Raw genomic sequence first — 23,838 nt, 5'->3', positions numbered from 1 at the left:
CTACGATACTGTTGGATATGGAGAGACCTTCACCCACCTGACCGGGTGCTCCGCCGCTACCGCCGCCCGTCCTTCTTCATCTTCGTGAACCGCACGCTCTGGCCATCGGGCATCCGCACCGCCTTGAAGCCTGCGGCAAGGCACGCTTCGCGTTGCGGCATCTGGATGTCGGGGCTGCGCAGACTGTCCCACCAAGAGGCGCGATTGGCCGCGCGCGGCAGGGCCGCACCGATGATCTCTTCGATCTGTTCGAAGCTCAGGACGAATTCGGCCTGCTTCTGCCGCAGCAGATAGTCGCGCAACGCGTCGTAGTCGTTCACATCCGTCCTCTTGTCCGAAACCGGTCTGCTCGCAGGAGATCTGCCCAAAACCGTGAGCGGCGTAAACCGATTCTTAACTCACTACGGCAGCGCTGTTCCACCTTAAACACTACTCAAGATTTCGGGCGCATCCACTAGGGGATCGGGAGCAAACGATGCTGTCTGGATGGCGCGAAGTCATGGCCCGCCGGCCGTGGCGGATTTCGGCGAAGCTGCTGATCATCTCGTCCGTGGTGACGGTGATCGGCTTTTCCGCCATTTGCGTCAACGTCATGCTCGACATGCGCCGGGGCGAGGAAGCGCTCGCCCGCCAGACGCTGGAGAACCTCGCGACCACCATCCAGTCCGACGTCAGCCGCAACGTCGAGATCTACGACCTGGCGCTGAAGGCGGTCGCCAGCAACATGCTGCTGCCCGAGCTCGCGACCGTGTCGAAGCCGATCCGTCACCTTATCCTGTTCGATCATGCGACGACGGCGAGGCATTTCGGCGCCATCCAGGTTTTCGACCCCGAGGGCAGGCTGGCCATCGACGCCTCCACGCTCGATCCCCTCCCCGAGAACCGGAGCGAGGAGGAGTATTTCAGGGTTCACCGCGACAATCCCGAGGCCGGGCTGTTCATCAGCCGCCCGATGCTGTTCCGCGGCGCCTACGCGATCGTGCTGAGCCGTCGCATCAGCGATACCGACGGCGGCTTCCTCGGCGTCGTCGCCGGCTCGATCCGCTTCAGCTATTTCCACGAATTGTTCGAGCGGCTGAACCTCGATCCTGAAGACACCATCACCGTGCTCAGGCGTGATCGCACTATCATGATGCGGCGGCCGTTCGATCTCGACATCATCGGGACCAATTTGAACGACCGCCGGGCCTGGAAGGCCGACAATCTCCCGGTCGGCACCTCCTATTCGGGACAGGGCCCGGTCGATCCGACGCCGCGGCTGTATGTCCGCAGCGCCGACAACGGGCCGCTGTTCGTGGTGGCGGGCAAACCTTTGGCCGCGGTTTTCGCGCTCTGGCAGAAGGAGGCGTATCGCATCGGCGCCGTGGTGCTGGCGCTCGCGCTGTTCGCGCTGGGATCGACGCTGGTGCTCGCGCGCGAGATCGGCCGCCGCGCCGAGGCCGAGCGCAAGCTCGAGGAGATGGCGACGACGGACGCGCTCACCGGCCTGAAAAACCGCCGCAAGTTCGATTCCGTCATCGACGTCGAATGGCGGCGCGCGATGCGGCAGAAGGCGCCCGTCGCGCTGTTGATGATCGATGCCGATCACTTCAAGGCCTACAACGACACGTTCGGCCATCAGGCCGGCGATCAGGTGCTGGTCGGCATCGCCATCTGCATTTCCGATTCGGTGAGCCGGGCCGGCGATTGCGCCGCGCGCTATGGCGGCGAGGAATTCGCGGTGCTGCTGCCCAACACGTCTGCGACCGACGCCTTCAAGGTCGCCGAGACGATCCGCCTCAAGGTGCAGGGCTGGTCTGACGACGAGGTGATGTTGACGGTCTCCTGCGGCGTCGCCAGCCTCGTTCCCACCGCTGGCATGGACTGGGCGATCCTGGTCGCCGCCGCCGACAAGGCGCTGTATGCGGCCAAGGCCGGCGGGCGTAATCAGTCCGTGGTTGCGAGCCTGCCGAAGCTGTCGCTGGTGGCGTGAGAGGTTCGCTCCTCGTCATTGTGAGCGAAGCAATCCACCACACCATTGGTGTCGTCCCTGCGAACGCAGGGACCCATTACCACAGGAAGTGGTTTGGCGAAGACTAGTCGCTCGGTACTACTACCGAACGCCTTAGATAGATTCCGCGGTATGGGTCCCTGCGTTCGCAGGGACGACACCGCGAGTGTAGCGACTACTGCCCCAGATACTTCTTCATCTCCGCGATCAGCCCGTCCCGCAGCTCCGGGCGCTTCAGGCCGTAGGCGATGTTGGCGCGGAGGAAGCCGGGCTTGGAGCCGCAATCATGGCGCTCGCCCTCGAATTCGACGCCGTAGAATTTCTGCGACTTGGCAAGGCCGATCATGGCGTCGGTGAGCTGGATCTCGCCGCCGGCGCCGCGCTCCTGCGTCTCGAGGATCTTGAAGATCTCAGGCTGCAGGATGTAGCGGCCGGTGATCGAGAGATTGGAGGGCGCGGTGCCCTTGGCCGGTTTCTCGACCATGCCGTCGACCTCGAACATCTTGCCGTTGCGCTTGCCGACGCCGCAGATGCCATATTGATGGGTGAGATGGTCGGGCACCGCCTCGACCGCGACCAGATTGGATTTCTCGCCGAGCGTCGACGCCGTCTCGATCATCTGCTTGAGGCAGCCGGGCGAGTTGAGCACGAGTTCGTCGGGCAGCACGACGGCGAACGGCTCGTTGCCGACGATGTCGCGCGCGCACCAGACCGCGTGGCCGAGGCCGAGCGGCGCCTGCTGGCGGGTGAAGCTGACGGCGCCGGCTTCGGGCTGGTTCTGCGACAGGATGTCCTGCTCGGCCTTCTTGCCGCGCGCGGCCAGCGTGGCGTCGAGCTCGTACATCCGGTCGAAATGATCTTCGATGACGTTCTTGTTGCGGCCGGTGACGAAGATGAAGTGCTCGATGCCGGCCTCCCTCGCCTCGTCATAGACGTACTGGATCAGCGGCTTGTCGACGATGGTCAGCATTTCCTTCGGCATCGCCTTGGTGGCGGGCAGGACACGGGTGCCGAGGCCGGCGACGGGGAATACGGCTTTGCGAATTTTCATGTGATTGTTCGAATACCTGGGGGCACATGGGAACGGCGGAACGGAGCAATGGCATCTTGCTAGCCTGTTTGCAGCCGCCAACAAAGGCGGATGTGGGGCCTCACCCGCGCAGAGTTAAGAAAAAGGCCGCCACCAAAATTTCACCTTTGTTAAGCTATTGGCAACCGTAACCGGGCCTCCTGATGCCAGATTTTTGGAAGGCCGATGGGTAGGACATGATGCAATTGGTGGCAGGGCAGGCAAGACGGGCGGGATCCGTGACCGGCGCGGCGATGATCGCGGCCGCACTGCTGCTGCCCGTCAGCGCGCACGCCCAGGCGCAGAACGGCCTGTCCAATCTGTTCGGCGGCATCTTCTCGGGCCCCAACGCTGCGCCCTCGCAACCTGCGCCAGGTCCCGGCGGCGCTCTCCCCTGGAGCGGTGAGGACGGCGCTTCCGGCCATCCGCTGATGACGGCCGCGGCGATCCGCGAGGCCGCCGGCAATTTCAGCAATTGCGTTGCCGCGATGTGGCCCGATGCCGCACGGCGCAGCATCACCCAGGAGAATTTTCAGCGCTTCACGGCCGGGCTCTCACCCGATCTGCGCATCATGGACCTGATGGACTCGCAGCCGGAGTTCACAAAATCAATCTGGGACTATCTCGACATCCTCGTGAACGACAACCGCCTCGCCAAGGGCCGCGAGATCCTCGCCAAGTACAAGGCGCAGTTCGACGCCACCGAAAAAGCCACTGGCGTCGACCGCTACATCATCGCCTCGATCTGGGGCATCGAGTCCAATTACTCGACGCAGATGGGCGATCGCAGCGTGCTGCAATCGACCGCGACGCTCGCCTGCATCGGCCGCCGCCAGGCCTATTTCAAGGACGAGTTCCTCTCCGCGCTGGAGATCCTCAACCGCGGCGACCTCAGGCCGGAGCAGATGCGCGGCTCCTGGGCCGGCGCGTTCGGCCCGACCCAGTTCATGCCGACCGCGTTCAAGCGCTTTGCCGTCGACGGCGATGGCGACGGGCGGCGCGACGTCGTCGACAATCCGACCGACCTGATTGCATCGACCGCCAACAACCTCAAGAAAGACGGCTGGCAGGCCGGTCAGACCTGGGGCTTTGAGGTCGTGGTGCCGCAGGGATTCAACTACATGCTGGCCGACCGCGCCAAGGCGATGACGATTGCGCAATGGGAGAAGCTCGGGCTGAAGCGGGCGACGGGCCAGCCGTTCCCGCATCCGGCCGAGAAGGCCTATCTGCTGGCCCCCGCCGGCGCGCAGGGGCCCGGCTTCCTGATGCTGCAGAATTACCGCGTCATCATGAAATACAACCCGGCCGAGGCCTATGCGCTGGCGATCGGTCATTTCGCCGACCGCCTGCGCGGGGGGCAGCCCTTCGTGCAGCCTTGGCCGCGGCAGGAACGCGAGCTGTCGCGCACCGAGCGGCTGGAGCTGCAGCAGCTACTGGCGCAGCGCGGCTTCTACAAGGGCACCCCGGACGGCCAGTTCGGCGGCCAGACCCGGGAAGCCCTGCGCAATTTCCAGGCCTCGATCGGGGTGCCCGCGGACGGTTTTGCCTCCTCCGACGCACTGGAACGGCTGCGCGGACGGTAAAATCGCGCCGAAAGTAACCCTGAAAAGGGATTTTGGCAGGCAGCCTTGACGCAGGCGGCTGTTCCCCGGTGTATGGGCGCAAGAATCTGCAACGGAATTTGCCCGTTTGGCGCCTGATTCCGTTATTATATTGAGCTACCTCCGATCCCCATTGCGTTGGCCCGAGATCGCATGTCGAAGCCGAAGTCCCTGTTCAAGGCGCTGACCGAGACCGGCCCGTTGATCGCGCTGGGGACGGCGCTTGCGATTCTGGTCTCGGTCGCAGGGCCTGCCTCGGCGCAGTTCTTCAACTTCCCCGGCTTCGGCGGCCCGCCGCAGCGTTCGGCTCCGCCACCACAACGGGGCGGTGGCGGAGGCGGCGGCTGGTTCGGCGGCGACTTCTTCGCGCCGTTCCAGCAGCAACAGCAGCAGGCTCCGCGCCAGGATTTTTCGCGCGCGCCGGCGCCAGCCAAGCGCGACACCATCCCTGAGAAGAACGTGCTGGTGATCGGCGACGCCATGGCCGACTGGCTCGCCTATGGCCTGGAAGACGCCTACACCGAGCAGCCCGACATGGGCGTGATCCGCAAGCACAAGACCACATCCGGCCTGATCAAGTACCAGCCGCGCGGCGAGCCCGCGGATTGGACGACTGCCGCAAGGGGCATCCTCGAGACCGAGAAGCCCGACGTCATCGTCGTCATGCTGGGCCTCAACGACCGCAGCGCGATCCGCGAGCCCGTCGCCGACAAGACGGACAAGGCCGCCGCAGACAAGGACAAGAAGAACGACAAGGGCGCGCGCGCCAAACAGCCAGCGAAGCCGGGGGACGCCAAGCCCGGCAACGAAACCGCCGCCAAGCCCGACGACAAGCCTGCCGATGCCGATCTGCCGCAGGACGACGCCGACAATGCCGACGCGCCGGCGGCCGCGCCCGAAAAGACAGCCCGCAATCCGAACGGCCTCTACGAATTCCGCGACGACCGCTGGGTCGAGCTCTATGGCAAGAAGATCGAGGAGCTCGCCAGCGTCCTCAAGGCGAAGGGCGTGCCGGTGCTGTGGGTCGGCCTTCCCGCGATCCGCGGGCAGAAGGGCACGGCGGACATGCTGTTCCTGGATTCGCTCTATCGCGAAGGCGCGGCCAAGGCCGGCATTACCTATGTCGACGTCTGGGACGGGTTTGTCGACGAGGCCGGCCGCTTCCTTCAGAAGGGTCCTGACTTCGAAGGCCAGATCCGTCAGCTCCGCAGCTCTGACGGCGTCTTCTTCACAAAGCCCGGCGCGCGCAAGCTCGCGCATTATGTCGAGCGCGAAATCACGCGCCTGCTGGCAGGACGTTCCGGCCCGATCGCGCTGCCGAGCGAGCCGGCGACGCCCGACACCAGCGCCGAGCCGGGCAAGCCCGCACCGCGGCCGCTGGCGGGGCCGATCGTGCCGCTGGTTGCAGCCTCGATCTCGACCGATCAATTGCTGGGCGGCCCAGGCTCGCGTCCCGCCGCGGTCGATGCGCTCGCTGCGAAGACAATGGTGAAGGGCGAACCGCTGGCGGCTCCCGCGGGCCGTGCCGACGATTATGCCTGGCCGCGCCGCGAAGTCGGCCGCGAACAGGCCAAGGGCGATACGCCGATGGCCGCGACAACGCCCGACGGCGGCGCGACTTCCGCTGCGCCGGGTGCAGCCGCGGCGATCGCTCCGCCAAAGCTCGCACCGAAGAAGCCGCCGGTCTCGCCGCAGCAACCGGCACAGGCTACGCCCTCATTCCGCGATTTCTTCGGCTTCGGCTCTCCGCAGCCCCCGCCGCCGCGTCAACTGACGCCGGCTCCCGGGCCGCGCAATCCGAATCCCAATCCCGGGGTCCCGCGTCCGCCGGGTAACGTTGGCCGCTCGGCCGAGATGTTCCGGTAAGGTAAGGTCTCGTGTCCCGGATGCGACGCGGCGCCTCTTGGTGAGGCGGCGCAGAGCCGGGACCCAATTCGTGCGGCATTCACAAAAGATGGGCCCCGGCTTAGCGATGCAGCGTTTCCGGACGATGCTACGCATCGCCTAGGCTGCATCGCGTCCGGGGCACGAGTGATAGGCGTTCGGCGACTAGCCTTAATAGCGCCAGCGCGACGGCGGGGGACGACGCGCGGGGCGCGACATCAGAAGCGCGAGTGCGAAACCGATGCCGCCGGCGACCAGCAGCGCGCCGAGCGGATTGTCCTGCACCTTCTTCGACAATGCTTGCGTACCGTCGCGAAGAGTCTCGCCGCTGTTGTCGTAGGCGTCCTTGGCGTAGTCAGCCGCAGTCTCGCCGGCCTCGCGCACGGCATCCTTGGCCTGGCCGTAGAGATTCTGCACCGTGCCCGCAGCTTCCCGCGCCTTGCCCGAAGCCTGCGTCTTCGCATCGCCTGCCATGTCTCCGATCGCGCCTTCCGCGCGTCCGGCATATTCCTTGGCCGATCCAACAATCCGATCCGTGTCCATGATGATCCTCCTCGGTGGTCAGCCGAAGTAACCGATCAGGCGCGGCCCAGTTCCAAGTGTTTGCGAAAGTGTAGCTCCTACGAAAGTGTGTAGCCCGGATGGAGCGCAGCGTAATCCGGGCTACGGGCCAGCTAAAGGATGAGCCCGCCATCGACGACCAGCGTCTGTCCGACGATGTAGGACGACAGCGGCGAGGCCAGGAACAGGGCCGCGCCCGCCATGTCGGCCGGCGTGCCCAGCCGCCGCAACGGAATGCGTGACAATGCACCTTCGAGCCGCTTGGGATTGTCGGTCGTCACCTTGGTCATCTTGGTGTCGACGAGCCCGGGCGCGATGCCGTTGACGCGGATGCCGTCCTCCGCCCAGGCTTCGCCCAGTGTCCGCGTCAATCCGACCGCACCGGTCTTCGAGGCGTTATAGGCGGGATTGCCCATAGTGGAATGATAGGCCGCGGTCGAGGACACCATGATCAGCGACCCCTTCGCATCCCGCAGCATGGAATGAAATCGCGTGGCGCAGGCCATCAGGCTCATCAAATTGATCTCGACCACCTTGCGGAAGCCGCTCATCTCGAACTCGCCGCGGCGATAGAGCACCGCGCCTTGCGCAAGCACGAGCACGTCGAGCCGCTCGAAGGAGGGCTTGAACGCCTCGATCGCATTGGGGTTGCTGACGTCGAGCTGCGCATAAGACAGGCCCGTGAGATCAGAACCTTCCTCGATCGAATAATCCTTTGGCTGCGCACGCGTGCCGCAAACCGCGACGTGCGCGCCCCTCGCGCGAAACGCTTGCGCGATGCCGTTGCCGATCCCGCTGGAACCGCCGACCACCAACACCTGCCTGCCTGAGAAATCGAGCTCGTTCGCCATCGCGGCCTCCCTTTTGTCTTGCTTGTTTGACCTGTCTGCGGATCGATGCCAGCCTTGTCAATCATAACAAGAACAAGCAGGGCGCGAGGAAACAGCATGTCCGAGTTCAAACGGCTCAGCCGGTCCGTAAAGGGCCTGACCGTTCTCGTCACCGGCGCGGCCAGCGGCATGGGACGCGCCACCGCGCAATTGTTCTCCGCGGAGGGCGCGAGCGTTGCCGTCACCGACTATGATGAGCAAAACGCGCTCGCTGTCGCGGCGGAGATCGCGGCGAACGGCGGTTCGGCAAAAGCCTGGAAGCTCGACGTCGCCGATGGCACCGAGATCAGGCGCGTGGTGAATGATGTCGCCGCACATTTCGGCGGGCTCGATATCGTCGTCAACAATGCCGGCATCTCCGTGCGCGTCGCGATCGACGACGAGGCCTATGAGGACGCCTGGGCCAGGGGCATCGCCGTGATGCTGACGGCGCATCCGCGCATCATCCGCGCGGCCCTGCCTTACCTGCGCAAATCGAAGAGCCCGCGCATCGTCAACATCGCCTCGACCGAGGCACTCGGCGCCACCGCATTGCATAGCCCCTATTCGGCAGCGAAGGGCGGCGTGGCGAGCCTCACGCGCTCGCTCGCCGTCGAGCTCGGCCGCGAGGGCATCACCGTCAACTGTATCTGCCCGGGTCCGATCCGCACTGGGATCACCGACCGCATCTCGGAGGAGCACAAGACGATCTATGCCAAGCGCCGCACCGCACTCGGCCGCTACGGCGACCCCGAGGAGGTCGCGCATATGACGCTGAGCCTGTGCTTGCCGGCGGCGTCCTTCCTCACCGGCGCGGTGATCCCGGTCGACGGCGGGTTGATGGCGCGCAACGCGTGAGAGCCATGCGCGGCGAGCGTTGACAACGGCGAGTGCGGGAGTAGCTTTTTCGCCGACAGAGCGGGACCAACCGCTCGCACATGCGGGAGAAAAACGCCATGACGATCGCCATCCGGCAGCTTCAGAAGCACTTTGCCGGCGAGGTTTCCGGCCTCGATTTGCGAAAGCCCCTCACCGAGGTCGAGGCGCGCGAGGTCGAGGCCGCCATGGACAAATACGCAGTACTGGTTTTCCACGACCAGGACATCACCGACGAGCAGCAGATGGCTTTCGCACTGAACTTCGGTCAGCGTGAGGATGCGCGTGGCGGCAACATTACCAAGGCCAGCGAATACCGCCTCAACTCGGGCCTGAACGACGTCTCTAACCTCGGCAAGGACGGCAAGCCGCTGCCGAAGGACAGTCGCGCCAATCTGTTCAACCTCGGCAATTGCCTGTGGCACTCCGACAGCTCGTTCCGGCCCATCCCTGCAAAATTCTCGCTGCTGTCGGCGCGCGTGGTGAACCCCAAGGGCGGCAACACCGAATTCGCCGACATGCGCGCCGCCTATGACGCTCTCGACGACGACACCAAGGCGGAGATCGACGATCTCATCTGCGAGCACTCGCTGATGTATTCGCGGGGATCGCTCGGCTTCACCGAATACACCGAGGATGAGAAGGAGATGTTCAAGCCGGTGCTGCAAAGGTTGGTGCGGACGCATCCCGTGCATCGCCGCAAGTCGCTGTACCTATCATCCCATGCCGGCAAGATTGTCGGCATGAGCGTGCCCGAGGGCCGGCTGTTGCTGCGCGACCTCAACGAGCACGCAACGCAAGCAGAGTTCGTCTACGTCCACAAATGGAAACTGCATGACCTCGTGATGTGGGACAATCGCCAGACCATGCACCGCGTCCGCCGCTACGACCAGTCGCAACCTCGCGACATGCGCCGCGCGACGGTGGCGGGGACGGAGCCGACGGTGCAGCAGCAGGCGGCGGAGTAGCGCGGCAGAGCATTACCCAGCAAATGGTGTCATCGCCCGGCTTGACCGGGCGATCCAGTACTCCGTGACGATCGTGATAGAAACGATAGGCTGCGGCGTACTGGATGCCCCGGTCAAGCCGGGGCATGACAGCGCAGGGTGACGCGCGAGAGCGGAAGGTGTCGCGCCAGCTACGCGTGTCCCGCTTCGTTCGAGAGCATGCCGGGATCGATGCCGATCTTCTGCAGGGCGCGGTTGTATTTGTCGTCGACGTCGTCTCCGAAGATCAGATCCGCATCCGCATCGCAATGCAGCCAGCCGTTGCTCTGGATCTCGGTCTCGAGCTGGCCCGGCGCCCAGCCGGCATAGCCGAGCGCGAGGATGGCGTGCTTGGGGCCGGAGCCGTTGGCGATCGCGCGCAGGATGTCGACGGTCGCAGTGAGGCAGACGCCGTCGTCGATCCGCAGCGTCGCGTTCTCGATGTAGAAGTCGCTCGAATGCAGCACGAAGCCACGCCCGGTATCGACCGGACCGCCGCGCAGCACCTTCATGCTTTCGGCATTCTCCGGCAGCTTGATGTGCTCGCCCTTCTTGATGATGCCGAGCTGCTGCAAGAGTTCGGGAAAGTCGATGCTGCCGGCCGGGTGGTTCACGATGATGCCCATCGCTCCCTCCGCCGAATGGGCGCAGAGATAGATCACCGAGCGTTCGAAGCGGGAATCGCCCATCACCGGCATCGCGATCAAGAGCCGGCCGTCGAGATAACCGGCCGAATTAGGGAGCACGGGTCCCGCGCTGCGGGTGCTTTCGCCCGTCCTCTTGCCTGTGGGAGCCATCGGTTAAGCACTCCGGTTTCAATTCCTATCCTGATGTCGGGCCGGGCCGCTGTCAAATCAAGGCTTGCAGAGACTTGATTCAAGTGCCTCCATCACAAGCAATTCAATGGTTTGCCTCAGGGCGACCCTGTAAAGACGTGCCATGCTCACAAGAGTTCCCCTGCGTGCGGCGATTGGCGTCGCAACAACCCTGTTTGCGTCGTCGCTGGCCATCGTAGCCCGTGCCGATGACGCTTCGCCGTGGCAGCGCGACGGACATTCCGCGGTGCGGCTATTGGCGGGATCGCGCAGCGGCGCCGTCCTGCTCGGCGGTATCGCCATCCAGCTCCAGCAGGGATGGAAGACCTATTGGCGCTCCCCCGGCGATTCCGGCGTCCCGCCGCGGTTCGATTTTTCCAAGTCGGACAATGTCGAGGCGGTGACGGTGATGTGGCCTGCGCCGCTGAAATTCGACGACGGCGCTGGCGGCCATTCGATCGGCTATCACAACCAGATCGTGCTACCCCTGCGCATCGTCGCCAAAGCGGCCGACAAGCCCGTGACCCTGCGCGCAGAGATCAATTACGCGGTGTGCGAAAAACTCTGCATTCCGGTCGAGGCCAGCGCCGAGCTCGGCTTCAACAGCGTGGCCTCGACCGAGGATGCCAATCTGCGTGCGGCGCTCGACACCGTGCCCAAGCCCGCCAATATCGGCGATCCCAATCCGCTCACCATCCGCGACGTCAAGCGCGACGGCGCCACCAAGGTGACGGTCGACGTGGTCACGCCGGACACGCGCACCGTCAATCTGTTCGTGGAAGGTCCGACGCCCGACTGGGCGCTGCCGATTCCCGCTCCGGTCAAAGACAGCCCGGCTGGCGTGAAGCGCTTTTCGTTCGAGCTCGACGGCCTGCCGCCCGGCGCCAAGCCGGACGGGGCAGCGCTGAAATTCACGCTGGTCGGGCCGGACAAGGCGTACGAGTTCAATACGAATTTGGAGTGAGTACCGGTTAGCTCGTCCGGGACGACACCGAGTATGGAACGCCACCCAACCGAATCTTAACGAATGGTTGCTAAGCCCCAGGGCCACCGCAGCAAGCCTGCGGCATGCGGAAGACTGGGGACTTTTCGTGGCCGTGATGGATGCAGAACCTGCAACGACCGGACCGGCCGGGCTGATCGCGCGGCTGCGGGCCAGGCTGACGGGCGGCCCGAGCGAGGCATCGCTGACGCGGCGGCTGGCCGGCACCATCTTCATCATCCGCGTCATCAGCGCAGGCCTTGCCTATGTCTCGCAGGTGCTGCTCGCGCGCTGGATGGGCACGTCCGACTACGGCATCTACGTCTATGTCTGGACCTGGGTGCTGCTGCTCGGCAGCATGATGGATTTCGGCATCTCGGCCTCGGCGCAGAAGATCATTCCGGAGTATCGCACCAGCGGCGAGCATGCGCTGCTGCGCGGCTTTCTCTCCGGCAGCCGCTGGCTGACCTTTGCCGCCTCCATGGTGGTGTCGCTCGCGCTTGCCGGCATCGTCAGGCTGCTGTCGCCCTGGATCGATCCGGCTGAGGTGCTGCCGCTCTATATCGGCTGCATGACGCTGCCCGCCTTCGTCGTCGCCAACACCCAGGACGGCATCGCGCGCTCGCATGACTGGATGCAGCTCGGCCTGATGCCGCAATTCATCATCCGTCAGGGGCTGATCATCGGAATCACGGCTATCGCCTTCCTGCTCGGCTATCATCTCGGCGCCGTCGCCGCGATGGTTGCGAGCGCCGGCGCAGTGTGGGTCGCGATGACCGGGCAGATGGTGGTGCTGAACCGCAAGCTCTCCGGCCATATCGCGCCCGGCCCCAAGACCTATGACATCGGCGGCTGGCTCGCCGTCTCACTGCCGATCCTGCTGGTCGAGAGCTTCTACCTGCTGCTGTCCTACACCGACGTGCTGGTGCTACAGCAATTCCGCCCCTCCGACGAGGTCGGCGTCTACTTCGCGGTGGTGAAGACGCTGGCGCTGGTCTCGTTCATCCACTACGCGATGTCGGCAACGACGGCGCACCGCTTCGCCGAATACAACGCAAGCGGCGATAAGGCACGCCTGTCGGCCTATGTCGCGCACGCCATCAACTGGACGTTCTGGCCGTCGCTGGCGGCGACCATCGTGCTGCTCGCGCTCGGCAAGCCGCTGCTCTGGCTGTTCGGGCCGCAATTCGTGGTCGGCTACGACATCATGTTCGTCGCCGCGATCGGGCTGGTGGTGCGCTCTGCGATCGGACCGGTCGAGCGGCTGCTCAACATGCTCGGCCAGCAGAAGATCTGCGCGCTCGCTTATGCATTGGCCTTCGTGATGAACCTCATGCTCTGCATCGTACTGGTGCCGCGCTATGGCGGCCACGGCGCCGCGGCCGCGACCTCGATCTCGCTTACCTTCGAGACGGTGCTCTTGTTCTGGATCGTGCGGCAGCGGCTGGGGCTGCACGTGCTGGCGTTTGGTAAATAGGTATTACGCACCCGTCCTCGTTCGCCCCCTCGAAGAACGACCATTTCGCAACGCACCCCGCGAACAAGGCGAAACACCTCCCAATCTCCGACTTGTAGAACGATTTTTCTTATTGTGCCCAGGCGGTTGCACCGCAGGGGAAATTTATTCTACGTCATATTGCCCAACTGACGGGATAAACCTAAGATTCCCTGGATATGATCGATCCACTCTACGTCGCCTCCGGTTTCGGCGTCGGCCTGCTCGTCGGGATGACCGGCGTGGGCGGCGGTTCCTTGATGACGCCGCTGCTGATCCTGCTGTTCGGTGTTCATCCCTCCACCGCGGTCGGCACCGATCTGCTCTATGCCGCCGCCACCAAGACCGGCGGCAGCGTGGTGCATGGCTGGTCGCGCAGCGTGCACTGGCCCGCGGTGCTGCGGCTCGCCTGCGGCAGCATTCCCGCGAGCGCAGTGACGCTGCTGGTGCTGTGGAAGCTCGATCTCAAAAGCGATTCCGAGCGCAGCCTGGTCAATCTGGTGCTGTGCTTCGCGCTGCTGCTGACCGCGACCTCGCTGATCTTCCGCAAATCGATCATGGAGCGTTATCGCGGCCGGCTCGAACAGGTCGACGAGCGCACCACCGCGATTGCCACCGTCCTCACCGGCATCGTGCTCGGCGTGCTGGTGTCGATTTCGTCGGTGGGCGCCGGTGCGGTCGGCGTGACCGTGCTGCTGCTGCTCTACCCTCGCCTGCCCATGGCAACCATCGTCGGCTCCGACATCGCCCATGCGGTGCCGCTGACGCTGGTCGCCGGCATCGGGCACTGGGCGCTCGGCGACGTGGATTGGGCGCTGATGGGCGTGCTGCTGATGGGCTCGCTGCCCGGCATCATCATCGGCAGCTACAGCGCGACGCGGGTGCCGGAGACGGTGCTGCGGCTGACGCTTGCCAGCGTGCTGTTCGTGGTCGCAGGCAAGATCATGTTTGCCGAATTGAACCTGTCGTCGGCGTTCGTGACGGCGCTGGCCTGGACGCATTGAGCGGAAGCGGACGCCTCGTTCTTGCTTTCGTAGGGTGGGTTAGCCGAAGGCGTAACCCACCTCTTTCGTTTCCGCGGTGACAGACGCGGTGGGTTACGCTGCGCTAACCCACCCTACCCCGCTGTGCCGTTACTCCGCCGTCCAGCCGCCGTCGATCGAGAGATTGGTGCCGGTGATCTGGGCGGCATCATCGCCGCACAGGAACAGCGCCAATGCCGCGACCTGCTCGGACGTCACGAACTCCTTGGTCGGCTGCGCATCGAGCAGAACGTCGTTGATGACCTGCTCACGCGTCAGATTGCGCGCCTTCATCGTGTCGGGAATCTGCCGCTCCACCAGCGGCGTCCAGACGTAGCCGGGACTGATGCAGTTGCAGGTGATCTTGTGGGTCGCGACCTCCAGCGCCACGGTCTTGGTGAGGCCGGCGATGCCGTGCTTGGCCGAGACGTAGGCCGACTTGAAGGGCGAGGCGACCAGCGAATGCGCCGATGCCGTGTTGATGATGCGGCCCCAGCCTTTCTTCTTCATGCCGGGCACGGCGGCACGGATGGCGTGGAAGGCCGAGGACAGGTTGATGGCGATGATCTGGTCCCACTTCTCGAGCGGGAATTCCTCGATCGGCGAGACGAACTGGATGCCGGCATTGTTGACGAGGATGTCGACCGAGCCAAAGGTTTTTTCGCCGAGCGCGATCATGCCGGCGATCTCGGCCGGCTTGGTCATGTCGGCGGGCGAATAGATCGCCTTCACCTTGAAGTCCGACTCGATCTTGGCGCGCTCCTTCTCGATATCCTCCGGGGAGCCGAAGCCGTTGATGACGACATTGGCGCCGGCGGCGGCGAAGGCACGTGCGTAAGCGAGCCCGATGCCGCTGGTGGATCCGGTCACGACGGCGTTCTTGCCTGACAGACTACCCATTCTATTCGCTCCTTTTTGCCGGGGGCGCGGTGACGTCCCCCGTGAGATCGTAAGTCACCATGGTCTCGCCGGACTGCGGCCGTTCGAGCCAGTCCTTGTGGCGCATCGACAGATGCACGTCGCGCACGCCGGCCTCCCAATGCTCGACCATGGCGACGTGCGAGAAGTCGTAATCCTTGGACGAGGATTCGTAGTTCTTGCTGCGGTAGATCAGATGCACGACGGTGACGGTGCTTTCGCGCGACACCTTCGCCAGGAATTCGACGGAAGGATCGTTCTTGAGATAATCCGGCAATTTGCCGATCAGGTCGCGCACCGCCCTGCGGGCGTTGTGGATCTGCTTGTTCTTGTCGGTGTTCATCCGCGTGCGGCTGGAGAAGCGGATGTCCTTCTCGCGCTCGGTCGCCTCGAGCAGTGAATTCGGCAAGTCTCCGCGCGCGGAAAACAGGTCGACCTGGAAGATCAGCATGTCGCGATCGACCTCGGCATCGAGCACATAGTCGAGCGGTGTGTTGGAGGCGATACCGCCATCCCAATAATGTTCGCCGTCGATGACGACGGACGGAAAGCCAGGCGGCAGCGCGCCGGAGGCCATGATGTGCTCAGGGCCGATGGTCTTGCCGAGCTTCTTGAACTCGTAATTGTCGAAATATTTGAAGTTGCCCGAGGTGACGCCGACCGCGCCGACCGACAGGCGCGTCTTCAAATCGTTGATGCGGTCGAAATCGACCAGACGCTCCAGCGTCTTCTTCAGCGGCGCGGTGTCGTAATAGCTCTCGGCTTGCGAGCTGCCCGGCGGCCAGAGCGGCGCGGGCGGGATGCGCGGCGTGAAGAAGCCGGGCACGCCGAAGGTCGCGATCAGCGCGGCACTGGTCGAGTTGAACAGCTCGCGGCTGTGGTCGCTCTTGCCGATCGGCTTCCACGGCACCGGCGCGGAGACCATCTCCCAGAATTCCTTGAGCCGCTTGACACGCGTCGGGCCCTCATTGCCGGCGATGATGGCGGCGTTGACCGCGCCGATCGAGATGCCGGCGACCCATTCCGGCTCGAAACCGTGGCCGCACAGCGCCTGATAGGCGCCGGCCTGATAGGAGCCAAGCGCGCCGCCGCCCTGAAGGACCAGGACGCGTTGCGCATTCGCGGGGATGCTGGCGGATTCCGGTCTATGATCGGTCATGGATGAACAATAGCAAAAGGCGAGCCACCGTGGCGCCCCTCCGCCGCGGCGTCAATGCATCCCGGATCAAGTCTGGCTTATCGGGGCTCCGTGGAGGCCAGGATCATGGTCCAGAACACCTTGTATTTGGTGCCCGGAGCATAGCTCGCCGCGATGCCCAGTTTTGTGACACCGCCCTTGAGCATGTTGGCGCGGTGGGGCGGCGAGTCGCGCCAGCCGGAAAACGCTTCCGCCAGCGTATGATAGCCGGCCGAGACGTTCTCGACGGCAACGGTGGCGGGATAGCCGCCGGTGGCAAGGCGCTTGGCCAGCGGCGCGCGGACGTCGTGATCCATCTTGTTGGCCGCAGCCATCGCCTGGGACTGGGATTCGGCGAGCCGCATCAGGTCGGGGTCGATGACGACGGTGCCGAGGGCGTTGTTCTGGCGGTATTGCGAGATCATGATCGCGGCCGCCTGCGCATCGAGCTTGGAGCCCGGGACCGCCATATCGGCATACATGGACGGCTGCTGGACCGGTGCCTCGTTGCCGGCACAGCCGGCAAGCAGCAAAGTGATGAGAATTGCGGCCGCAGCGCGCATGGAGAGCCCCCAAATGAGGGGTCGTTGTTGCATACCAACCGTGGCTGAAAGGTGAATTTTGATGAAAATCTGCTCGGTGTCATTCTGGGGCGATGCCGAAGCATCGAACCCGGAATCTCGAGATTCCACGGTGCGCAATTGCGCACCTGAGGTCTGGTCCTTCGGACCATCCCGGAATGACGGGAATTTCTACCCCGCAAATATCCGGTAACGGCGCGGCTCGAGCCCGATGGTGTCGCCGGCGCGCAGTTCCTTGTCGCGGGGGGCGTCGATCTCGATGGTCTCGCCGCCTGACAATGCGACCTCGGCGCGCTGCACGGGACCGAAATTGCGGACGTGCTGGACCGCGCCCTCGAACGCGCCGCTGCCGGGGGGCCCGACCAGCATGTCATGTCGCCGCACGAACAGTTTTGACGCGCCAGGCGCAAGCCCGTCCGCCGCGAGGGCGAGAGGCCGGTCACCGAGCCTGATCACGCCGCCTTCGACCTGAACCGGGAGCTCGATGGATTCACCAATGAAGCCGTGGACGAAAGCGCTCGCCGGGGTCTCATAGACATCGTCGGGCGAGCCGATCTGCTCGATCCTGCCCTTGTCCATGACGACGACGCGGTTGGCGACTTCGAGCGCCTCCTCCTGGTCGTGGGTGACGAAGATCGAGGTGACGTTGATCTCGTGATGCAACGAGCGCAGCCATCGGCGCAGCTCTTTTCGTACCTTGGCATCAAGCGCGCCGAAGGGCTCGTCGAGCAAGAGGATGCGCGGCTCGATCGCGAGCGCGCGGGCGAGCGCAATGCGCTGGCGCTGGCCGCCGGAAAGCTGGCTCGGATAACGATCGGCGAGCCAGTCGAGCTGCACGAGATCGAGCAGCTCTTTCACCCGGGCGCGGATCGCGGCCTCGTCTTTCCGGACCGCGCGCGGCTGCACGCGCAGGCCGAAGGCGACGTTCTCGAACACGGTCATGTGGCGGAACAGCGCGTAGTGCTGGAACACGAAACCGACATGCCGCTCGCGCGCGCCCTGCGCCAGCGCGTCCTCACCGTTGAAGGAGACCTCGCCGGAATCAGGCCAGTCGAGGCCGGCGATGATCCGCAGCAGCGTGGTCTTGCCGGAGCCTGATGGACCGAGCAGCGCCAGCAATTCTCCATTGTCGACCTTGAGATCGACGCCGTCGAGGGCGGCAAAACTGCCGAACTTCTTGACGAGATTTCTGACTTCAATGGTCACTTGCGTCGTGTCCTTCATCGAGGTGACGTTCGAGAACCGTCTTTGCGATCAGCGTGATCAGCGCCAGCATCGCCAGCAGTGAGGCGATCGCGAAGGCGGCGACGAACTGGTATTCGTTGTAGAGGATCTCGACCAGCAGCGGCATCGTGTTGGTCTCGCCGCGGATATGGCCGGAGACGACGGAGACCGCGCCGAACTCGCCCATCGCGCGCGCATTACAGAGCAGGACGCCGTAGAGAACGCCCCATTTGATGTTGGGCAAGGTGACGCGGAAGAAGGTTTGCAAGCCGGAGGCGCCGAGCGAAACCGCGGCCTCCTCCTCCTGCGTGCCCTGCTCCTGCATCAGGGGGATCAGCGCGCGCGCGACGAACGGGAAGGTGACGAAGGTGGTGGCGAGCGCGATGCCGGGCACGGCAAACAGGATCTGGATATCGTGATCCCTAAGCCAGCTGCCGAAATAGCCTTGCGCGCCGAACAGCAGCACGAAGACGAGGCCGGAGATCACCGGGCTCACCGAAAACGGCAGGTCGATCAGCGTGATCAGGAAGGTCTTGCCCGGGAAATCGAATTTCGCAATCGCCCAGGCGGCGACGAGGCCGAAGACAAGGTTAAGGCCGACCGAGATCGCCGCGACGATCAACGTCAGCTTGATCGCGGCCAGCGCCTCCGGCTCGGCGAGCGCGGAGAGATAGGCGAGGATTCCCTTCGAAAAGGCCTGCGCGAACACGACCACCAGCGGCAGCACGACGAAGACGGAAAGAAAGATCATCGCCAGCGCGATGATCGTGATGCGCACCGCGCGCGGCTCGGTGCGCAAATTGTCTTGCGCCGCCGCCGCATGTGCCCGGGCCTTCGCACGTGCAATGGCGTCGGGAGCCGAGAGCGACACGGAGTCTGCGATCTGCATCGTCATCGCATCCTCCTCAGCGCGCCGGGATCCGGCTCCGCGCCCAGCGCTGGAGCCGGTTGACGGCGAAAATGATGACGAAGGAGACGACGAGCATGACCACCGCGATGGCGGTCGCGTCGGCGTAGCGGAACTCGGACAGCCGGATCACGATCAAGAGCGGCGCGATCTCGGAGACGTTCGGCAGATTGCCGGCAATGAAGATCACCGAGCCGTATTCACCGACCGCGCGGGCAAAGGCGAGCGCGAGCCCGGTGAGCAGCGCCGGCGCGAGCGAGGGCAGGATCACGCGGATGATGGTCTGCCACCGGCTGGCGCCCAGGCTGCCCGCGGCTTCCTCGATCTCGGGGTCGAGATCCTGCAGCACCGGCTGCACCGTGCGCACAACGAAGGGAATGCCGATGAAGATCATGGCGACGAAGATGCCGACCGGCGTGAACGCCACCTTGATGCCGAGCGCCGCGAGCGGCGCCCCCAGCCAGCCCTTCTCGGCGAACAGTGCGGTCAGCGCGACGCCGGCGACCGCCGTCGGCAGCGCGAAGGGCACGTCGACGATGGCGTCGAACAGCCGCCGGCCGGGGAAGCGGTAACGCACCAGCGCCCAGACGATGATGCTGCCCATGACGAGGTTGACGGAGGCCGCCGCGAACGCGAGGCCGAAGGAAACCCGCAGCGCATTCAGGGTGCGGCGGCTGGAGAGGATGTTCCAGAATTGCTCGGGGCTGAGCTCGAGCGATTTCAGGAACAGCCCGGCGAGCGGAATCAGGATGATGATCGACAGCCAGGAAAGCGTCAGTCCCATGGTGAGACCGAAGCCCGGCAATGTCCGGCGTCGTGCTGCGAGTGCGCTCACCAGGCCCCCTGCTAAAGCCCATTAAGACAGCGCCAGATCAGTTCTTATAGATCTGGTCAAAGATGCCGCCGTCGGCGAAATGTTCCTTCTGCGCCTTGGTCCAACCACCGAAAACGTCGTCGATCGTGAATAGTTCGACCTTTGCGAAGGCGTTTTCGTATTTTTTGGCAATGTCGGCATCGCGCGGGCGGTAGAAGTTGCGCGCGGCGATCTCCTGCCCCTCCTTGGTGTACCAGTACTGGAGGTAGGCATCGGCGGCGTTGCGGGTGCCCTTTTTGTCGGCAACCTTGTCTACGATCGCGACCGGCGGCTCGGCGAGGATGGATTGCGGCGGCGCCACGATCTCGAATTTCTCCCGGCCGAATTCCTTCAGGGCGAGAAACGCCTCGTTCTCCCAGGCCAGCAGCACGTCGCCGACGCCGCGCTCGACGAAGGTCACGGTGGCGCCGCGCGCGCCGGTATCGAGCACCGGCACCTGCTGGTAGAGCTTTCCGATGAAGTCCTTGGCCTTGTCGGCGGCGCCGTGTTTCTTCTGCGCAAAGCCCCAGGCCGCCAGATAATTCCAGCGCGCGCCGCCCGACGTCTTCGGGTTCGGCGTGATCACGGCAACGCCCGGCTTGATCAGATCGTCCCAGTCCTTGATCGCCTTGGGATTGCCCTTGCGCACCAGGAACACGATGGTGGAGGTGTAGGGTGACGCATTCTGCGGCAACCGCTTCTGCCAGTCCGTCGCCGTGAGGCCCTTGCCGGCGATCGCGTCGATGTCGTAGGCGAGCGCGAGCGTCACCACATCGGCCTGCAATCCGTCGATCACCGCGCGCGCCTGCGAACCGCTGCCGCCGTGCGACTGCTTGATCTCGACGCTCTTGCCGGTTTCCTTCTGATAGGCGTTCGCGAACGCCTTGTTGAATTCGGCATAGAGCTCACGCGTCGGATCATACGACACGTTGAGCAGATTGATGTCGGCAGCGAGAGCCGCGCTTGCCAAGAAACCCGTCGCGAGAAGTCCTGCAGCGAGCGGAACGATACGGCGCATCATGTCCATCTCCATTCACTTCGACGACGTCGGTGTCAGCGAAGGCAGGCGAAACTCGCGGCGAAACGCGCTTAAGTCAACGAAACCGGATTTTCTTGTTCGCAGCGTGGCAGCGTGACTGTGCTACGAAGTCTTCATCGTGTGGATGCCGCATTCTGTCTTGGCCCGGCCGCGCCAGCGACCAGCACGTTCATCCTCACCTTCGGCCGTTCTGCTCGTGCAAGGCATACACCCAACCGACAGGAAACCGGAGGCGGCGAGTGGATGACGCGGCAATTTGGCGCGGACGAAGATGGCCTCGAGTTCCTCGCGCGAGACGTTGGCGAAGGGGTTGAACTTCAACCGCACGCCATCGTCTTCAACCACCGGAATGTCGGCGCGTGCATTGCCCTGGAAGCGCTTGCGGCCGTTGAGCCAGGCCGAGAACGGCTTCAATGCCCGCGCCAGCGGCTCGACTTTACGAATGCGACAGCAAGCATCGGGATCAGAGAACCAGAGATCGCGGTCGGCATCTTCGCGCGCCAGCGTCTCCTCCGCAGGCTTGATCGAGCGAACGTCCTTCAAGCCAAGCGCCGCGATCAGCGTGTCGCGATAGGCCAGCGTCTCCTCGAACAGCCAGCCGGTATCGAGGAAGATCACGGGGATCGCGGGGTCGACGTCCGCCATGACCTTCAGCAGCGTCGCCGATTCCGTGCCGAACGACGACACCAGCGCAAGCTTTTCGCGCCCGACCGTCTTCAGCGCCGCGGCGACGATCTCCGCGGGCGAGGCATCGCGCAGCGCGCGATCGAGTCCGTCCGCTGACGGAAGCGCAGAGACCGACGTCGGCGAAACCTGAGGCGCGATCGCGTTCACGTGCCGACGCCTTCGGAATGGCGCAGCTGCATGCGCCGGTGCAAGGCCGTGATGCGGCCGTCGCCGGTCGGCTGGTAGAACACCGAATAGCGCTTGGCGGTCTGCATGAAGGCTTCCGCGTCGGCCTGCTTCTTGACCTCGAAGGAGTCGAAGCCGGCGCGCAGCATGAACACGAACTGGTCGCGCAGCACCTGGCCGGTGGCGCGCAATTCGTCGCGGTAATTGTAACGCTCGCGCAGCAGGCGGGCCTGGCTGTAGGCGCGGCCGTCGCGGAAGGTCGGGAACACCAGCGCAACGACGGCGATCTTGCCGAGATAGGGCACGAGCTCGCTGATGTCGCGGTTGTTCGGCCAGATCACGCCGACCTTGCCGGCGCGCTTGAGCAGCGCATCGGCTTCGCCGATGAAGCGCTCGGCCGGCACCAGGATGTCGCCGCCCTCGGGCAGCGGTGTGTCGACGGCCAGCTTGACGAAACTGTCGTCGGCGATCTTTCCGCCGTTAACGAGTGGCATAAACGCGCTCCTTGAAGGGTTCGACGCCGAGGCGTTTCACGGTGTCCATGAACAGCTCTTCGGGCCGCTCGCGCAGCGCCAGATAGGCTTCCACGATGTCCTCGACGACGTCGGCGACCTCGTCGAACTTGACGCCGGGCCCGATCAGGTTCCCGAGCGCTGCGTTCTCGTCGGCACGGCCGCCGATGGTGATCTGGTAGACCTCCTCGCCGTTCTTCTCGACGCCGAGAATGCCGATATGGCCGACATGGTGATGACCGCAGGCGTTGATGCAGCCTGAGATGTTGATATGGAGCCGGCCGATCAGGTTGGCGAGCTCGTGGTTGGCGAAGCGCCGCGTCAGTTCCTGCGCGATCGGGATCGAGCGCGCATTCGCCAGCGAGCAATAGTCGAGGCCGGGGCAGGCGATGATGTCGGTGATCAGATTGACGTTCGGCGTCGCAAGGCCAAGCTTGTCGAGCGCCTTCCACAGCGCCGGCAAGTCGCGCTTGGCGACATGCGGCAGCGCCAGGTTCTGCTCGTGGCCGACGCGGACCTCACCGAAGGAATATTTGTCGGCGAGATCGGCCAGCGCATCCATCTGCTCCGCCGTGGCATCGCCCGGAGGCGCACCGATCGGCTTCAGCGAGATCGTGACGATGGAGTAGCCCTGGTTCTTGTGCGGGGCCACCGAGTTCTTGCGCCACGCTTCGAAGTCGGGATCGGCCGCCGCCTGCCGCAGCTCGTCCGGCATGTGCGGCAGCTTTTCGTAAGGAGGATAGGTAAAGCGCGAACGGATGTCCTCGATCACCTCGTCGTCGATCTGGAGCGAGGAGTTGCGGATGTGCTGCCACTCCTCCTCGACCTCGCGGGAGAACTTCTCGATGCCGAGCTCGTGCACCAGGATCTTGATGCGCGCCTTGTAGATGTTGTCGCGGCGGCCATACTGATTGTAGACGCGCAGGATCGCCTCGATATAGCTGAGGATATCGCGGCCGTGTACGAAGTGCTTGATGGTCTTGGCGATGAACGGCGTGCGGCCAAGACCGCCGCCGACCAGCACCTCGAAGCCGGTCTCGCCCTTCTCATTCTTGATCAGGCGAAGGCCGATGTCGTGGATCTTGATCGCGGCACGGTCGTGGTCCGACGCGGTGATCGCGATCTTGAACTTGCGCGGCAGGAACGAGAATTCCGGATGCAGCGTGGTGTGCTGGCGGATCAGCTCCGACCAGATGCGGGGATCCTCGATCTCACCCGGCGCGACGCCGGCCCACTGGTCCGAGGTGACATTGCGCATGTTGTTGCCGGAGGTCTGCATCGCGTGGATGCCGACCTTGGCGAGATCTTCCAGCGCGTCCGGCAGCTCTGCGAGCTTGATCCAGTTGAACTGGATGTTCTGCCGCGTGGTGAAATGGCCGTAGCCGCGGTCGTATTTGCGCGCGACATGGGCGAGCGCCCGCAACTGGTTCGTCGCCAGCGTGCCATAGGGAATCGCGACGCGGAACATGTAGGCGTGCAGTTGCAGATAGACGCCATTCTGCAGGCGCAGGATCTTGAACTCGTCCTCGGTGAGCTCGCCGGAGAGGCGCCGCTTCACCTGGTCGCGGAACTCCGAGACGCGCTCATTGACGAGCGTGCGGTCGATTTCGTCGTAAGCATACATA

At 64.4% G+C, this 23,838-nt stretch carries 23 protein-coding genes; 8 read left to right on the top strand and 15 right to left on the bottom strand.

Translation table 11 applies throughout. The annotated features are described in order from the left end of the window. Nucleotides 1–56: 56 nt before the first annotated feature. Nucleotides 57–320 (bottom strand): DUF7662 domain-containing protein, encoded by a 264-nt coding sequence (locus RAD10_RS22220; protein ID WP_026202061.1) that lies wholly within the window; start codon nt 318–320, stop codon nt 57–59. A gap of 155 nt (nt 321–475) precedes the next feature. Here RAD10_RS22220 and RAD10_RS22215 point away from each other — a divergent pair, with 155 nt between their 5' ends. Next, entirely contained in the window at nt 476–1,972 is a 1,497-nt protein-coding gene (locus RAD10_RS22215; protein ID WP_461619261.1) for a sensor domain-containing diguanylate cyclase, read from the top strand. Nucleotides 1,973–2,165: 193 nt separating this feature from the next. Here the strand turns inward: RAD10_RS22215 and RAD10_RS22210 are convergent, their stop codons facing one another. Next, nucleotides 2,166–3,041, bottom strand: coding sequence for a UTP--glucose-1-phosphate uridylyltransferase (locus RAD10_RS22210; RefSeq protein ID WP_461619260.1), 876 nt, complete (start codon nt 3,039–3,041; stop codon nt 2,166–2,168). 215 nt (nt 3,042–3,256) lie between these two features. Here RAD10_RS22210 and RAD10_RS22205 point away from each other — a divergent pair, with 215 nt between their 5' ends. Both RAD10_RS22205 and RAD10_RS22200 read left to right on the top strand, forming a co-directional pair. Beyond that, on the top strand, nt 3,257–4,642 hold the full coding sequence (locus RAD10_RS22205; protein ID WP_461619259.1) for a lytic murein transglycosylase: 1,386 nt from the start codon (nt 3,257–3,259) through the stop codon (nt 4,640–4,642). A 171-nt stretch (nt 4,643–4,813) separates the two neighbouring features. Beyond that, nucleotides 4,814–6,526 (top strand): SGNH/GDSL hydrolase family protein, encoded by a 1,713-nt coding sequence (locus tag RAD10_RS22200; RefSeq protein WP_461619258.1) that lies wholly within the window; start codon nt 4,814–4,816, stop codon nt 6,524–6,526. 189 nt (nt 6,527–6,715) lie between these two features. Here the strand turns inward: RAD10_RS22200 and RAD10_RS22195 are convergent, their stop codons facing one another. Next, nucleotides 6,716–7,087, bottom strand: coding sequence for a CsbD family protein (locus tag RAD10_RS22195; RefSeq protein ID WP_018318729.1), 372 nt, complete (start codon nt 7,085–7,087; stop codon nt 6,716–6,718). Between the two features lie 131 nt (nt 7,088–7,218). Further along, the gene (locus tag RAD10_RS22190; RefSeq protein WP_461619257.1) at nt 7,219–7,956 is read right to left on the bottom strand and encodes an SDR family NAD(P)-dependent oxidoreductase; all 738 of its coding nucleotides are present in this window, start codon (nt 7,954–7,956) and stop codon (nt 7,219–7,221) included. 96 nt (nt 7,957–8,052) lie between these two features. On the opposite strand from RAD10_RS22190, the gene RAD10_RS22185 reads away from it, so the two are divergent. Further along, on the top strand, nt 8,053–8,832 hold the full coding sequence (locus RAD10_RS22185) for an SDR family NAD(P)-dependent oxidoreductase (RefSeq protein WP_461619256.1): 780 nt from the start codon (nt 8,053–8,055) through the stop codon (nt 8,830–8,832). Between the two features lie 98 nt (nt 8,833–8,930). Next, nucleotides 8,931–9,818, top strand: a complete 888-nt coding sequence (locus tag RAD10_RS22180; RefSeq protein ID WP_461619255.1) for a TauD/TfdA dioxygenase family protein — start codon at nt 8,931–8,933, stop codon at nt 9,816–9,818. A 170-nt stretch (nt 9,819–9,988) separates the two neighbouring features. On the opposite strand, the gene RAD10_RS22175 is transcribed toward RAD10_RS22180, so the two are convergent. Continuing rightward, nucleotides 9,989–10,633 (bottom strand): YqgE/AlgH family protein, encoded by a 645-nt coding sequence (locus RAD10_RS22175; protein ID WP_461619254.1) that lies wholly within the window; start codon nt 10,631–10,633, stop codon nt 9,989–9,991. A 142-nt stretch (nt 10,634–10,775) separates the two neighbouring features. Here RAD10_RS22175 and RAD10_RS22170 point away from each other — a divergent pair, with 142 nt between their 5' ends. The 3 genes from RAD10_RS22170 to RAD10_RS22160 all read left to right on the top strand — a co-directional run bounded on the left by RAD10_RS22170 (nt 10,776) and on the right by RAD10_RS22160 (nt 14,132). Further along, on the top strand, nt 10,776–11,615 hold the full coding sequence (locus RAD10_RS22170) for a protein-disulfide reductase DsbD domain-containing protein (protein ID WP_461619253.1): 840 nt from the start codon (nt 10,776–10,778) through the stop codon (nt 11,613–11,615). Nucleotides 11,616–11,742: 127 nt separating this feature from the next. Further along, nucleotides 11,743–13,110 (top strand): flippase, encoded by a 1,368-nt coding sequence (locus tag RAD10_RS22165; protein WP_461619252.1) that lies wholly within the window; start codon nt 11,743–11,745, stop codon nt 13,108–13,110. Between the two features lie 197 nt (nt 13,111–13,307). Next, nucleotides 13,308–14,132 carry a sulfite exporter TauE/SafE family protein gene (locus tag RAD10_RS22160; protein WP_461619251.1) on the top strand — a complete coding sequence of 275 codons (825 nt, stop codon included), beginning with the start codon at nt 13,308–13,310 and terminating at the stop codon, nt 14,130–14,132. 129 nt (nt 14,133–14,261) lie between these two features. Here the strand turns inward: RAD10_RS22160 and RAD10_RS22155 are convergent, their stop codons facing one another. The 10 genes from RAD10_RS22155 to RAD10_RS22110 form a co-directional block, all read right to left on the bottom strand. Further along, nucleotides 14,262–15,050: a 3-hydroxybutyrate dehydrogenase gene (locus RAD10_RS22155; protein ID WP_104462050.1), complete on the bottom strand. Its 789-nt coding sequence runs from the start codon at nt 15,048–15,050 to the stop codon at nt 14,262–14,264. Nucleotide 15,051: 1 nt separating this feature from the next. Further along, nucleotides 15,052–16,227: a DUF3734 domain-containing protein gene (locus tag RAD10_RS22150; RefSeq protein WP_461619250.1), complete on the bottom strand. Its 1,176-nt coding sequence runs from the start codon at nt 16,225–16,227 to the stop codon at nt 15,052–15,054. A gap of 77 nt (nt 16,228–16,304) precedes the next feature. Then, complete coding sequence (locus RAD10_RS22145) at nt 16,305–16,808, bottom strand: CAP domain-containing protein (RefSeq protein WP_018318739.1); 504 nt, start codon at nt 16,806–16,808, stop codon at nt 16,305–16,307. A gap of 189 nt (nt 16,809–16,997) precedes the next feature. Further along, on the bottom strand, nt 16,998–18,032 hold the full coding sequence (locus RAD10_RS22140; RefSeq protein WP_461619249.1) for a sulfate/molybdate ABC transporter ATP-binding protein: 1,035 nt from the start codon (nt 18,030–18,032) through the stop codon (nt 16,998–17,000). Beyond that, entirely contained in the window at nt 18,022–18,945 is a 924-nt protein-coding gene (gene cysW, locus RAD10_RS22135; RefSeq protein WP_461619248.1) for a sulfate ABC transporter permease subunit CysW, read from the bottom strand. The genes RAD10_RS22140 and cysW overlap by 11 nt, the downstream gene beginning before the upstream one ends. 10 nt (nt 18,946–18,955) lie before the next feature. Continuing rightward, nucleotides 18,956–19,792, bottom strand: coding sequence for a sulfate ABC transporter permease subunit CysT (gene cysT, locus RAD10_RS22130; RefSeq protein ID WP_165637244.1), 837 nt, complete (start codon nt 19,790–19,792; stop codon nt 18,956–18,958). A gap of 37 nt (nt 19,793–19,829) precedes the next feature. Beyond that, nucleotides 19,830–20,828 (bottom strand): sulfate ABC transporter substrate-binding protein, encoded by a 999-nt coding sequence (locus tag RAD10_RS22125; protein WP_461619318.1) that lies wholly within the window; start codon nt 20,826–20,828, stop codon nt 19,830–19,832. Nucleotides 20,829–20,951: 123 nt separating this feature from the next. Next, nucleotides 20,952–21,683 (bottom strand): phosphoadenylyl-sulfate reductase, encoded by a 732-nt coding sequence (locus RAD10_RS22120; protein ID WP_461619247.1) that lies wholly within the window; start codon nt 21,681–21,683, stop codon nt 20,952–20,954. Then, nucleotides 21,680–22,195, bottom strand: a complete 516-nt coding sequence (locus tag RAD10_RS22115; RefSeq protein WP_461619246.1) for a DUF934 domain-containing protein — start codon at nt 22,193–22,195, stop codon at nt 21,680–21,682. The genes RAD10_RS22120 and RAD10_RS22115 overlap by 4 nt, the downstream gene beginning before the upstream one ends. Beyond that, nucleotides 22,182–23,837: a nitrite/sulfite reductase gene (locus tag RAD10_RS22110; protein WP_461619245.1), complete on the bottom strand. Its 1,656-nt coding sequence runs from the start codon at nt 23,835–23,837 to the stop codon at nt 22,182–22,184. The genes RAD10_RS22115 and RAD10_RS22110 overlap by 14 nt, the downstream gene beginning before the upstream one ends. Nucleotide 23,838 lies beyond the last annotated feature (1 nt).

The organism is Bradyrhizobium sp. 23AC (assembly GCF_054863025.1).
The sequence above is the reverse complement of the archived record's forward strand: the minus strand, read 5'-3'. Positions and strand labels throughout refer to the sequence as shown.